This window comes from Parvibaculum sp., assembly GCF_002684405.1.
GTDB lineage: Bacteria > Pseudomonadota > Alphaproteobacteria > Parvibaculales > Parvibaculaceae > Parvibaculum.
This window is the reverse complement of the sequence record NZ_NYVD01000027.1, coordinates 19,868-32,059: the sequence shown is the minus strand read 5'-3', so window position 1 is coordinate 32,059 and position 12,192 is coordinate 19,868. Positions and strand designations below refer to the sequence as shown.

Genomic DNA, 12,192 nt, shown 5'->3' with positions numbered 1-12,192 from the left:
TCTCTTTTTGTTTGTACGGTCCTATTTCGATTTCGATAATGGGCCGGACCACAAACAAGAAGTGAACGGGAGAGAAATCGTTGGGCGCGTTAATTTGGCTCGCCTCCTATCCGAAATCCGGCAACACCTGGATGCGGAGTTTCCTGCATAACTTGCTGAGGGGAGGCTCGACGCCGGTCGATATCAACAGGATGGCGGATTTCTGTTTGGGGGAGTCCGACGCGAGTTGGTATGCGCCACGTGCGCCGAAAACTGTCGGCGATCTAACCCCCGAAGAGCTGGCAGCCATCCGGCCGATTGTCCATCAAGACTTCACGACAGCTTTTCCCGACTCTGTTTTCGTCAAGACGCATAATTTCCTTGGCGAGTCTTTTGGCTATCCCATCCACAATATGGATGTCACCGCCGGCGCTATCTATATCGTCCGTAATCCTCTCGATATTACGCTTTCCGCCGCCAATCATTTTGGTCTTACGACGGACGAAGCAATCGATTTTATGTCCGACCCGGATGCCATGACCGGTGGAAATGATCGTCACGTATTTGAATATCTTTCTTCGTGGTCGTTTCATGTTCAGAGCTGGACGCAAAATCCGAACCCTCAATTGCTCGTGGTGCGGTACGAAGATCTGATCCGCAAACCACGTAAACACTTCAAGCAGGTGGCGGGATTCCTTGGGCTCAAACCGCCCGCTGAAAGACTTGAGCGTGCCATCAAGTTTTCGTCGTTCAAGGTATTGAAAGCTCAGGAAGAAAAGTCGGGTTTTCAGGAGAAATCAAAAGCTTCGGACAAGTTTTTCAGAGAAGGCAAGGCGGAGCAGTGGAAAGAGAAACTGACGCCCGAGCAAATTCGCCGCGTGATAGATAACCACCGGGAGCAGATGGAGCGGTTCGACTATGTACCGAAAGATTATGCCTGACGACCGACTGACTATCGTTCATTGGCGAATGCGGAGGGAAGGAGAAGAAACATGGGAGGGCTAATCTGGCTCGCGTCCTATCCCAAGTCCGGCAACACTTGGATGCGGACTTTTCTTCACAATTTTCTGATGAATGCGGAAAAGCCTGTAAGCCTCAATGAACTGACGCGATTTTGCATCAGTGAGGTTACGTCGACGCATTATCGCCGGCGTATTCAGAAGCCGTGGGAGAAGGTCACGCTCCAGGATGTCATGAAGATCCGGAGCGCTGTTCAGGCAGACTTCACGTTTGCCAGTCCGGACTCCGTGTTCGTCAAGACTCATAACTATATGGGCGATTGGCTTGGGTATCCGCTCGTCAATCTGAACGTGACTGCCGGCGCCATCTATATGGTTCGCAATCCTCTAGATGTGGTCTTGTCGGCGCGCGATCATTTCGCTCGACCTATTGACGAAACAATCGAGATCATGGGTAGCTCGGAGGGTGGCGTCGCAAAGACGGATAGCCATGTTCCCGAACGCTATAATACGTGGTCGGAGAATGTGAGAAGCTGGACAGAGCATCCCAGTCCGCAACTTCTCGTATTGAGATATGAGGATATGCTCGAGAAACCGACTGAGGCATTTGGTTCTGTTGTCCGGTTCCTCGGTTTGAATACGCCGCCGGAGCGGCTGGAACGCGCTATTGCCAATTCGTCCTTCAAAACGCTCAAGGCTCTGGAGAAAGAGGAAGGGTTCAACGAACGGCCGGATCATGCGGAATCGTTTTTCCGCAAGGGGCAGGTCGGCCAGTGGCGCGAAGAGCTGACCGAAAAACAGATCCGCCGGATCATTTCCGATCATCGCGAACAGATGGAACGCTTCGGGTATATCCCGGAAGATTACGCCTGACGGTTTCCCGCCTGCAGAACGCCGATCCCGGCGATGCCGGTAACGCCGGTTTGCGTCAGCCGCCGAACGTCGCTCTCCGTCGTGATGCCTCCCAATGCGTAGGCAGCAAGGCCAAGGGCCGAGGCATTACGGGCGAGCGACGCTGTGCGGATCACGCCGAGATGGGGCGCGCCCGGATGGCTCTCCGTTGCAAAGACCGGCGAGATCAGAACGGCATCTACTTGCGTATTTGCAGCGCGGCGGATTGCAACTTCGGAATGGGCGGCGGCGGTGACGATGAAATCGGGCCGGTGGCTCCGCCTATCCATCAGATAACCATCTGTGAACGGATCGATAAGCCGGCGCTCGGCGAGATGCATGCCATGGGCATGCATGGCGAGGCGCGGCTGGCCTGCCAGCAGCAGGAGGCAGTTCCTGTTTTCCGCAAGCCGTGCGACATGGCGGACGTCCCGACGGGAAAGGGCTTCACCATAGGCACGCCAGATAAGGATGTTGCCGGGTGGCAGGGCGGCCAGTGCCCGTTCCGGATCGGGCAGGCGGGCGGGATCGGTCATGCCGATCACAGCGGGGGCGCCATGCGCGCCAAAGCGATGCGCCGCGCGCGCGATGAGGGCTGCGCTGGGCGTGGATATCTTGTTTTCGGAGCCTTGCGGCACTAGCTTCGACCTCCTGAACGAGAGGGTATAAATGGCACGGAACGACGCGGCGCATAAAGAGGAAACGGCGGTGACGCGCCTGGCCGGGGTGCGGCAGAAATTGGCCGCGGCAGCGCGCGAGGCCGGACGCGATCCGGCGGCGGTGACGCTGATTGCCGTTTCCAAGACGTTCGATGCGGAAGCCATTCTGCCGGTGCTGGAAGTCGGACAGCGTGTTTTCGGCGAGAACCGTGTGCAGGAAGCGCAGGGCAAGTGGCCGGCACTGAAAGAGCATTTCGCCGATATCGAACTTCACCTAATCGGTCCGCTGCAGACCAACAAGGTGAAAGAGGCGCTGGCCCTTTTCGACGTCATGCACACGCTCGATCGCGAAAAGCTTGCGCGTGCGCTGGTGAAGGAGCGCGAGAAGGGCGCGTCGCTTCCTCGGCTCTTCGTTCAGGTGAATACGGGCGAAGAGGAACAGAAGGCCGGGCTGCTGCCTGCCGAGGTCGATGACTTCATCGCGTCCTGCAAGGGCGAATGGCAAATCGAGGTCGAGGGCCTGATGTGCATTCCGCCGGTCGACGAAGAACCGGCGCTGCATTTTGCGTTGTTGGAAAAGATCGCGCGGCGCAACGGGTTGGAGAAACTCTCCATGGGGATGAGCGGCGATTATGAAACCGCCATCGCCTGCGGCGCGACTCATGTGCGCGTTGGGAGTGCCATTTTCGGCAGCCGGACCCGGCCCTAACCGGAAATAGAAATTACCGTCTCGTCGTCAATGCGTGCCAGAAGCGCCAGCATGTCGTCGAGGCGCAGCGAGACACAGCCCTGGGTGGGCTGGAGTTCGCCATTCTTTTCCTTTGCCAGATGAATGAAGATTGCGCTGCCCGCCTCGGGCACGACGGGATCGTCATTATAGCCCACCACGATCACCAGATCGTAGAGGTGGTCATCGCGCCACATCTGTTCGGCGCTGGCGGTATAGGGGAAGTCCACGGGCCGGTTATAGGCAGGATCGGCGGATGCGTCGCACCAGCCATCCTTCGGCCCGATAGGGATCAGGGGCAGGCCTGTTTCCGGCGCGGCCAGGCGGTCCTGCCGGTAGCGGAGCTCGCGAAGCGGAAAGGTGCCGATCGGCGTGCCGCCATCGCCTTCTCGTTTTTCTCCGGCAAGCCCGGTCCTGCCAATGGCACAGGGGAAGTCGTGGTTTCCCGCCGTCAACCGGCCCGTCTTGGCGCCCGGTTTTGCCGTTACGTTTATGTCGCTCAGCCTGTCCATGGCGGAAGATTAAGGGCTCGGACGTCGCAAAGCCATATCCCTATTGCGGGGCCGCCTGTCGATCCCGGATGTCCATCATGCTGCGGTATTTGTCGAGGCCGTTCGCCATGGCCGCGGCGAAACCCGATGGCGGCACGGGGGCTGGGTCAGCGGCGGCAAGGCGGGCCTTGGCAGGTTCCGACGCGGTTTTCGCGCCCTTATGTAAGCCGGCGTCCTCTTTCAGGCCGGCGGTTGCGGTTTTGTCGCCAAAGGCGGAAAGGATGGCATTGAAACCCGCCGGGCTCAGTTGGGGGATCGGCGGATTGCCTTTGCCGGCCGTTCGGTCTGCGCTGGCAGTCCGGTCTTGCGTCGCCTGAGCTGCGGCTTGACGGATGGGTTTGGCCGGCGCTGGGTTCGCGGAGGCCTCCCGCCAGGGCGTACCGAGGCGGTAGGCGGTGGCGACTTCCTGTCGTTTGGTGTGGGTTTCAGCCAGCGCTGGGTTTTGCGCGGCGCCCGTTTCGCCGTCCATCGCCGCGACGAACGCCTGGCCCGGCGAGGTGCCTTCAGCAGTCCGAATGGCGTTGGAAAACACGCCGGATACGAGGCCGAGCGGGCCGCCATAAAGCGCATCGCCAACAACCTGGGCGCTATCGGAGATGCTGTCGCCGGTCAGCGATCGATAGACCTCCGAGACGAGGGGGATGTGCTGCAGCGGATTGGCGATGTCGAGGAGGTCGCCGAAGTCCAGATCCTGCGTGGCCGACGACAAGCGTGCGCTGTCCGACGCGCCATGCTGCGCGCGCAACGCCTCGAAGGCGCGGGAGGCCATATTGTGTTTGCCCGCCTGCGGCTGAAAACCGGGTTTGACGGTGGCTGCGGAGAAATCGGTCATGCGCGCTGCGCTCTCGCGGATCAGTGTGTTTACGCCTTTCCCACGCAATAGGCGGGCCATTGGCCGACAGCAGAGAAATTCCCGTATATTCAAGCAATTGTGAATTGTGCGTGTGGTCCGCAGGGCAGTATTTGCCGGGCTAACGTTCGATCTTGCCTATCCGCCCGGCCGAGGGGCTCCGTGCTTTGGCCCTGTGGCGGGCTGTGGCAGATTGGCGGGGCGAACGGCGAAAAGGGTAACGAAGACATGGCAAAGCGTCCGTCCAAATCACTTCCGGGACTTCCCGTCGGCCGGCCGGGGCAGGGGGGCGCCAGCCGCTCCGGCCCTACCGGCTTGGGTGGCGGGACGGTGCCCTTGCCGGGCGCGGCCGGGGGGGCGATGGGCTTTGCACCGCGACCAGCGCAGACGCCGCAAGCCGATCCGCAACAGCTTCTGGCGGCGATCCAGCAGGCGGCGGCACTTTACGGTCAGGGCCGCATGCGCGAGGCCGTGGAAGTGGCGCAGCGCATATTGCAGGCCGATCCGGACTACCCCGATGCACTGCATCTCCTTGGGCTTATTCTCTACGAGACAGGCAAGGCCGCCGAGGGTGAGAAATTCATTCGGCAGGCGGTGGACGCGGCGCGGAAAAAGAGGACGACCGTGCCCGCCTCGCTCTGGATCAATCTCGGCAATGCCCGGCGCGCGCAAAAAAAATACTCTCTGGCTGAAAAAGCCTATGACGAGGCGCTGAAAATCGATCCGCGTAATCAGGACGCGCGTCTGGAGCGCGGTACGCTCAATCAGCTCTGTTTCGACCATGACGCGGCGCTGGCCGATTTCATGAAAGCGATCGAGATCGATCCGGGCCGTCTTTCCGCTTATCTACGGGCGGCGCAGTCTTCAGTGGATGCCGGACGCTTTCGCAAGGCGCTGGAATTCTGTCACGCCGCGCTGGAACGGATCGACCCTGCACCGGCGGAACTCTCTGCGTTCATCGGCATGGTGCATGAAAGGCTGTCGGAGCTCGATCTTGCCATCGAGTGGACCGAACGTGCCCTGGCAAACGGTAAGCCGAATGCGACGGCATTGAAGAGCTGGGCCAAAGCATCGCGGCGCAAGTTCCGCAAGGATGGGGAGAAGCTTCTCGATATCCGGACGCGGCTGGAAGCGGCGGATCTGGACAAGTTCGAGCCGGAGAATCGCAGAGCCCTCTATGCGGAACTGGGGCTGACCTGTGACGAGTTGGGCGATGCGGATGCCGCTGTCGGCTGGTTTGAGAAGCAGAACCGGGAGAGTGCACAATTCGGCAAAACGGTCGGAATCGATCCAGAGGATTATGTCCGTCAGGTCGATGAGCTGCATGAAAGTTTCGTTCCCGATTTCGTTGCGGGATGGCAGTCGATCACGGGTTCTGGCGTGAGAACGGGTCATCGCGCCGCGCCGGTCTTTCTCGTCGGTTTTCCGCGCTCGGGCACGACGCTGCTCGATCAGATTTTCGATGCGCATCCCGAGGTGCAGGCGCTGGAAGAACGACCTACGCTTGTGGCGCTGGTCGAGAATCTTCGCTCGAAAAAAGCAGGCTATCCGGGATCGCTCGCTGATTTGCGCGAACAGGATCGCGACAGGCTTTCAAAGCTTTATTACGAAGAAGCGGAAAAGCACGGCGTGGATTTCACGCGGCATGTGGTGGTGGACAAGATGCCGCTCGACATGGTGCATGCGGGGCTCATCCATCGGGTGTTTCCGGACGCCAAATTCATCTTCGCACTGCGCCATCCCGCAAGCTGCGTCCTGTCCTGTTTCATGCAGGATTTCGTGCCCAACGCTTCCATGCTGAATTTCGTCACGCTGGAAAAAGCGGCGCGGCTCTATGACAAGGTGATGGGGCTGTGGGCCCGCTATCGCGAGATCCTGCCGCTTCAGGTTCAGGAAGTACGCTATGAAAATCTGATCACGGATCTTCGCGGCGAGGTGAAGCCGGCGCTCGATTTCCTCGGGCTCGGATGGCATGAGGCCGTCTCCGATCCGGCAGCGCATGCGCGCCAGCGGGGAAGTATCCGTACCCCCTCCTATGCCCAGGTGACTGAACCTATCTACAACCGGGCCGCCGAGCGCTGGAGACGCTACGAGAAATATATGGAGCCGGTCATGCCGATCCTCCAACCGCATATCGAGCGGTTCGGCTATTCCCTCTGACACACGGATGAAGATGAGCGCGACAAAGAAAATACTGATCGTCGATGACGACGATGTGCTGCGTGGATCGCTGATGGAACAGATGGAACTCTATCAAGAGTTTTCCTGCGCCGAAGCAGCGGCGGCCGCGGCAGGGCTGGCGCTCGCCAAGGACGGGCATTTCGATCTCGTGCTGCTCGATGTCGGCCTGCCCGATATGGATGGCCGCGAGCTGTGCCGCCTGATGCGGCGCGCGGGCATCAATGTACCGATCATCATGCTGACCGGCGCCGATACCGATTCCGATACGATCCTGGGGCTCGATGCCGGGGCTAATGACTATGTGACCAAGCCGTTCCGCTTCGGCGTGTTGCTCGCGCGTATCCGGGCGCATCTGCGCAGCCATGAGCAAAGCGAAGACGCGGTCTTCACGATCGGCCCCTACAGCTTCCGGCCCAGCGCCAAGATGCTGCTGGACGAGAACGAGAAGAAGGTCCGGCTCACGGAGAAAGAGACCGCGATCCTGAAGTTTCTTTATCGCGCGGGTGCGAAGACGGTCGGACGCGACACGCTGCTGGCCGAAGTGTGGGGGTATAATTCGGGCGTTACGACCCACACGCTCGAAACGCATATTTATCGTTTGCGCCAGAAAATCGAGAAGGATCCGTCCAATGCGGAAATTCTCGTGACCGAGACCGGCGGTTACCGGCTGATGCCGTGAGGGCCTTTGTCAGGTCAGGCCGAAACGGTCAGTGACAGCGTGATGATGATGCCAAGTGCGATGGGCGTGGCGATCAGCGCAAAGACGAGCAGTGCGCTCGCGCCGAAGAAATAGACGGCAATCAATAGTGCCAGCAGAAGATTGATGCAAAAAAGGGTCAGGGAATCGGGACGGTCCATTACTCGTGGGCCTTTCGGAAAACCAGTTGATCGGGTGTTTCCGAGTAAATGACTTTTTCTGCTTCCAATGTGCAGATGGCAATTCGCCGCATGGGGCGGTGGAGAAGGGCGGTCAGAAGGTTTCGCGCGATGCCTCGTCTACCGTCAGCGCATAGGTGGCGACATAATTTTCCGGCATTCTGGTGGGCCTGCCCGTTTCGATGTTGATGCAGACGAAGTCGGTAAGGCCGCGCAGCAGCGTCTTGCCGGTTTCCGCATGGACCATCTGAAAGCGGCGGCGGAGACGAATTTTGCCATCGTTTCCCGTAATCCATGTTGCGACCCATATCCGGTCGCTCTCATGGCTCGCGCCCAGATATTCGAGTTCATGACGGCGGACCACCATGCCGCGATTGACAGACGCATAGGCCTCGAAGTCGAGTCCCAGTGCCTTGGAGTGCTCCCAGGCGGTCTTGGCCATCCAGGTGAGGTAGACGACATTATTCGTGTGCTGAAAATCGTCGATGTGCTGGGGCTGCACCTCCACCTCATGGATGTAGGGCTGAGGCCAGTCCCATCGGATCGTATCGTTCTTGTTTTCTGGCACTGTACCGGGTCCGTGCTGTCGGGGCTGAAATCGCTCCCGCTTTCTTAGCCGGGCCCCTGCCGGAGCGCAAACAGGACGGCTCTTGTCCTCTCGCGAGCCTCTGCCGAAAACCGGTATCCACATTCCGCCGCGACGCTTTATGCTCGCCCCATGAGCCTGGAGACCATCGTCAGCAAGCTGCGGCGTCACGCCCTGTTTTCCCGTTTCGACAGGGTGAGACTGGAAGTGATCGCCTTTTCCGCCGAAGCGCTCTCCTTTGCGCCGGGCGCGACCGTTTGCGAGGCGGGAACGCCCGCCGACGGCGCGCTTCTGGTGCTGGAGGGCGAAGCGGTAATGTTTCTCGAGGAACGGGGCGAACGCCGGGCGCTCAGGCTTGACAGCGGAGACCTCATCGGCGAAACGGCCCTGATCGAGCCCAGGTCCTGGGAAGCGACGACCCGCGCGGTGACTGCCCTTCAAGCGGTCCGGCTGCGGCGCGACACGTTTCACAGGCTCATTTCGGAATTTCCGGAGATGGGGCAGCTTGTCACGGCGCATATGACCGATCGGCTGGACGAGTTGCAGGACGATCTATGGCGCCTGAAGGCGCGGCTCGGTTCGGCAAAACCGGTCACCCGCGCCTCGCGGGCGGCGGCAAAAGAACAAGGGGAGGGGAGCGGTCCCGATGACGAAGACTGATGCGCCGCAATGGGGTGAGCCGGCAGGAGAGCCCAAGGCCGACTGGCCGCCGAATATTCAGGCACTCTATAAGCGCCGGGCGCCCGCGAGCGAGTATCTGGGGCTCCACATCATCGATGTGAGCCGGGAGGCGCTGACCGTCGACGTGCTGTTCGAGGCCGGCGAGCAGCTTTGCAATCTCTGGGGCGGCATTCAGGGCGGCATGGTCGCGGCGATGCTGGACGATGTGATGAGCCTGGCCGTCGGTCTCGATCTGGAATGGGGTCAGATCAGCCCGACGCTGGAGCTCAAGGTCTCCATGCTCAATGCCGCGCGGCCGGGCCGCATCTATGGCCGGGGGCGGGTCATCAAGAAAGGCAAGTCGGTCGGCTTTGTGGAAGGCGAGCTTTATGCGCCGGACGGAACGCTGCTGGCGACCGCGAGTTCCACGGCAACATTCGTGACGCTGAAGCGGAAGGAAAAGAAGGCGGGCGAGACGGAAAAAGCCACTCAGGCGTAGCCGTTTTTTTCGAAGAAGTCCCGCGCCTGCTGGCTCAGATGCGTTTCGAACAGTGCGAAATGGTGGCGGATGCCCGCGTTGAGCGCTGCCTTGTCGAGCTTGAGAATATTGCGCGTTTCGCGCAGGAAGCTTGGCCAGTACCGCACCACCATCCAGACATTGTCGGCGAGCGGCACCAGCTCGTCTTCCGGCAGGGTGAGATGTCCCGCCTCGATCATGTCATGCAGAAAGACGATCACCGCCCGGGTGGTCATGTCGTAGATGCTTGAGATGCGGCTTTCGAGATCCGGCGACGCGCGCCCATATTCGGCCTGGTCGCGATAGAGATACTGATAGGCCCAGACCTCCTCGAACATTACGCGATTATAGCGCGCATAGTCCTCCAGGACGGTTTCGGGCGAGCTGTCGATCGCGTTGCGCTTGTCGATCTGGGCGAAGAGCGCAAGCTGATGTGCGCGCACGAGGTCGCGCTTGGTGCGGAAGTGGTACCAGAGATTGCCCTCCGAGATGCCCACCTCCTCTGCGATCCGCGCGGTGGTGACCGCGTCATAGCCCAGCTCGTTGAAGAGCTTGAGGCTGCTGGAAACAATTCTGTCCTTGGTCTTGGGTGCCATGGGGATTTTCTTGCTTTTGTTATCCGCCCTGTGTCCAGCGAGGATCACGCCGCGCGCGGCCGGGCCCGAGCTTCCCTCATTTGTGCCAGTTTCGGCGCTAATTCACAAACTTGTCATTAGCGGAAACCGGCCAAAATCCGGGCTTGCACGTCTAGGGCAAATACCCTACTTTAGGGGCCTCACCCTAATAAGAACCGGGTGGCGCTTTCCCCCTATTTGGCGTCAAAAACCGGCTGGACGTGAGGAACCCCAGGAGCGGGCACCGAGACGGCATCCCCCTATAATAAGGGCTGCCCCACAGCCTAGAGCCGCAGCGTCGCGATTACCGGCGCATGATCGGAGGCCCGCTCCCATCCTCTCGCTTCTTTCAGAACCTGCATGGATGTCGGTGCGTCGGCGAGAGCCGGTGTGACCCAGATGTGGTCGAGGCGGCGGCCGCGGTTGGACGCTTCCCAATCCTTGGCGCGATAGCTCCACCAGGAATAAAGCTTTTCATGCTCCGGCACGAACTGGCGCATGACGTCGACCCAGTTGTGGGACGCGATGACCTCGTTCAGCAGATCGACCTCGACGGGCGTGTGGCTGACGACTTTCAGAAGCTGCTTGTGGCCCCAGACATCGTGCTCGAGCGGTGCGACGTTGAGGTCGCCTACCAGCACCATGCGCGCCTTCGACTTGTTGCGATGGCCTTTGTACCAGTCCCGCATCTCACCCATGAAGTTGAGCTTGTGCGCGAATTTCTCGTTCTTTTCCGGGTCCGGCTCGTCGCCGCCGGCGGGCACGTAGTAATTGTGGATCCGCAGGCCGCCCGGCACGTCCAGATCGACCGACACATGGCGGCTGTCGCCCATTTCGCAGAACTCGCGGGAGCTTGTCGCGGTGAAGGGAATGCGGCTCACCGTGGCGACGCCGTGATAGCCCTTCTGGCCGCAAACGGCCATGTGCTCATAGCCGGCCTTTTTCAGCGCCTTGTAGGGGAAGTTGTCGTCGGTGCACTTGATCTCCTGCAGGCACAGCACGTCGGGCGCATGTTCGGCCAGCAGTTTCTCGACGTGGTTGATCCGCAGACGGACGGAATTGATATTCCAGGTTACGAGTTTGAACTCCACGGGCGACAGGCTCCGTTTTCGAAATGAATGGGTGTTTCAGAAGAGATTGAGCGTAAGCCCGGCAATGCCGATGGGCCAGCGGCCGCGCGCAAAAAGCGTGAATTTGCGCCGGAAGGGATGGTCGTGATCCTCCTCCGCGATGAGAGCGAGCGCGGCATTATGCGCGGACTGGAGCGCGGCGCCCGCGGCGGCGTTCAACAGCCCCTCGTCGCCGATATCCCAGAAATGGGCGGCGTCGCCGACTGCCTGGCGCATGCGCTGACCCAGAAGCGCACTCACATGCGTCATGGCGATGGAGAGGCCCTGTTCGCTGACGCGGTCGACGGCTTCGGCCGCGAGCGCTGCCCGCAGGCTTTCCTCCGCTTCCCACTGAAGCGGTTCGATGTCGAAGGTCATGGCCGCGTCGGCCGCCTCCTCCCAGTTCCGGATGCGCGCAACCTCGGCATCGGGAAAGCCGAGCCCGTCGAGATAGGAACGCGCAAGCGCCCGCGTTTCCTTGTCCAGCGGCCGTCCGAGATCGGTGAACCAGGGCAGGTTCACGGCTTCTTCGGCAAAGCGCCGAAGGCCCGCCAGGATCGGCAGCTCGGCTTCCAGCGCTTCCAGTTCGGCATCCGAAATGGTGAAGGTCTGGCCCGGCGGCTCATTGTCGTTGGAATAGAAGTCGTCAGACATGGCCTCGCTTATACAGATCGAGGCGGGAAGCGGAAAGCGGCTGGAACCGGTAGCGGCATAAAAGGTGCGCCCTGCAATCGAAACGAGGACGGCGCGGCGCATAAAGTAGCGCCCCGCCGGGGGGAGACGGGGCGCTACCGCGCGTCTTCTTGCGCGGGGGCGCCGGGAGGGGATTCCGACGCCTTGGTCAGGACTTTCGCGTGAGGCATCGGGGGGCTTTGCCAGACGCGAACTTTAAGTGTCCCGGCCTTGTAGAGATTACTTAGGCTTCAAGCCTGAGCGTTTCAATGGGGATTTATGGGTAATCGGTAATTTCGAGTTAAAAAGGCCGTAACATGAATTATTGTTAACAACCAATGACTTACGAATTTGTGTGCCA

15 protein-coding genes are annotated in these 12,192 nt (G+C 60.3%); 7 read left to right on the top strand and 8 right to left on the bottom strand.

Annotated elements, in window-relative coordinates; translation table 11 throughout:
• Positions 1–80 precede the first annotated feature (80 nt).
• Both CMI59_RS02420 and CMI59_RS02415 read left to right on the top strand, forming a co-directional pair.
• A complete protein-coding gene (locus tag CMI59_RS02420; RefSeq protein WP_293324224.1) occupies positions 81–920 on the top strand; it encodes a sulfotransferase domain-containing protein in 840 nt (279 codons plus the stop codon).
• A gap of 51 nt (positions 921–971) precedes the next feature.
• Positions 972–1,811 carry a sulfotransferase domain-containing protein gene (locus CMI59_RS02415; RefSeq protein WP_293324222.1) on the top strand — a complete coding sequence of 280 codons (840 nt, stop codon included), beginning with the start codon at positions 972–974 and terminating at the stop codon, positions 1,809–1,811.
• On the opposite strand, the gene CMI59_RS02410 is transcribed toward CMI59_RS02415, so the two are convergent.
• On the bottom strand, positions 1,802–2,467 hold the full coding sequence (locus tag CMI59_RS02410) for a thiamine phosphate synthase (protein ID WP_293324220.1): 666 nt from the start codon (positions 2,465–2,467) through the stop codon (positions 1,802–1,804). The genes CMI59_RS02415 and CMI59_RS02410 overlap by 10 nt on opposite strands.
• Before the next feature lie 31 nt (positions 2,468–2,498).
• Here CMI59_RS02410 and CMI59_RS02405 point away from each other — a divergent pair, with 31 nt between their 5' ends.
• Positions 2,499–3,197, top strand: coding sequence for a YggS family pyridoxal phosphate-dependent enzyme (locus CMI59_RS02405; protein WP_293324218.1), 699 nt, complete (start codon positions 2,499–2,501; stop codon positions 3,195–3,197).
• Here CMI59_RS02405 and CMI59_RS02400 read toward each other — a convergent pair.
• The gene (locus tag CMI59_RS02400) at positions 3,194–3,727 is read right to left on the bottom strand and encodes a L,D-transpeptidase family protein (protein ID WP_293324215.1); all 534 of its coding nucleotides are present in this window, start codon (positions 3,725–3,727) and stop codon (positions 3,194–3,196) included. The two genes, CMI59_RS02405 and CMI59_RS02400, sit on opposite strands and share 4 nt — an antisense overlap.
• Before the next feature lie 40 nt (positions 3,728–3,767).
• Positions 3,768–4,598, bottom strand: a complete 831-nt coding sequence (locus CMI59_RS02395) for a hypothetical protein (protein ID WP_293324212.1) — start codon at positions 4,596–4,598, stop codon at positions 3,768–3,770.
• A 378-nt stretch (positions 4,599–4,976) separates the two neighbouring features.
• Here CMI59_RS02395 and CMI59_RS02390 point away from each other — a divergent pair, with 378 nt between their 5' ends.
• Positions 4,977–6,776, top strand: coding sequence for a tetratricopeptide repeat-containing sulfotransferase family protein (locus CMI59_RS02390; RefSeq protein WP_293324210.1), 1,800 nt, complete (start codon positions 4,977–4,979; stop codon positions 6,774–6,776).
• Between the two features lie 13 nt (positions 6,777–6,789).
• A complete protein-coding gene (locus CMI59_RS02385; protein WP_293324207.1) occupies positions 6,790–7,476 on the top strand; it encodes a response regulator transcription factor in 687 nt (228 codons plus the stop codon).
• 14 nt (positions 7,477–7,490) lie between these two features.
• Here CMI59_RS02385 and CMI59_RS02380 read toward each other — a convergent pair whose 3' ends face one another.
• Both CMI59_RS02380 and CMI59_RS02375 read right to left on the bottom strand, forming a co-directional pair.
• Entirely contained in the window at positions 7,491–7,655 is a 165-nt protein-coding gene (locus CMI59_RS02380; RefSeq protein ID WP_293324204.1) for a hypothetical protein, read from the bottom strand.
• A gap of 112 nt (positions 7,656–7,767) precedes the next feature.
• A complete protein-coding gene (locus CMI59_RS02375; protein ID WP_293324202.1) occupies positions 7,768–8,241 on the bottom strand; it encodes a thioesterase family protein in 474 nt (157 codons plus the stop codon).
• Between the two features lie 150 nt (positions 8,242–8,391).
• Between CMI59_RS02375 and CMI59_RS02370 the strand changes: the two genes are divergently transcribed.
• Together CMI59_RS02370 and CMI59_RS02365 are read left to right on the top strand one after the other, a co-directional pair.
• A complete protein-coding gene (locus CMI59_RS02370) occupies positions 8,392–8,919 on the top strand; it encodes a cyclic nucleotide-binding domain-containing protein (protein WP_293324199.1) in 528 nt (175 codons plus the stop codon).
• Positions 8,906–9,418 (top strand): PaaI family thioesterase, encoded by a 513-nt coding sequence (locus CMI59_RS02365; RefSeq protein ID WP_293324197.1) that lies wholly within the window; start codon positions 8,906–8,908, stop codon positions 9,416–9,418. Before CMI59_RS02370 ends, CMI59_RS02365 begins: the two co-directional genes overlap by 14 nt.
• Here CMI59_RS02365 and CMI59_RS02360 read toward each other — a convergent pair.
• The 3 genes from CMI59_RS02360 to CMI59_RS02350 form a co-directional block, all read right to left on the bottom strand.
• Positions 9,409–10,032 carry a TetR/AcrR family transcriptional regulator gene (locus tag CMI59_RS02360; RefSeq protein ID WP_293324194.1) on the bottom strand — a complete coding sequence of 208 codons (624 nt, stop codon included), beginning with the start codon at positions 10,030–10,032 and terminating at the stop codon, positions 9,409–9,411. The two genes, CMI59_RS02365 and CMI59_RS02360, sit on opposite strands and share 10 nt — an antisense overlap.
• A 302-nt stretch (positions 10,033–10,334) precedes the next feature.
• Positions 10,335–11,141 (bottom strand): exodeoxyribonuclease III, encoded by an 807-nt coding sequence (locus CMI59_RS02355; RefSeq protein ID WP_293324192.1) that lies wholly within the window; start codon positions 11,139–11,141, stop codon positions 10,335–10,337.
• 36 nt (positions 11,142–11,177) lie between these two features.
• Positions 11,178–11,915 carry a hypothetical protein gene (locus CMI59_RS02350; protein ID WP_293324189.1) on the bottom strand — a complete coding sequence of 246 codons (738 nt, stop codon included), beginning with the start codon at positions 11,913–11,915 and terminating at the stop codon, positions 11,178–11,180.
• Between the last annotated feature and the right edge of the window lie 277 nt (positions 11,916–12,192).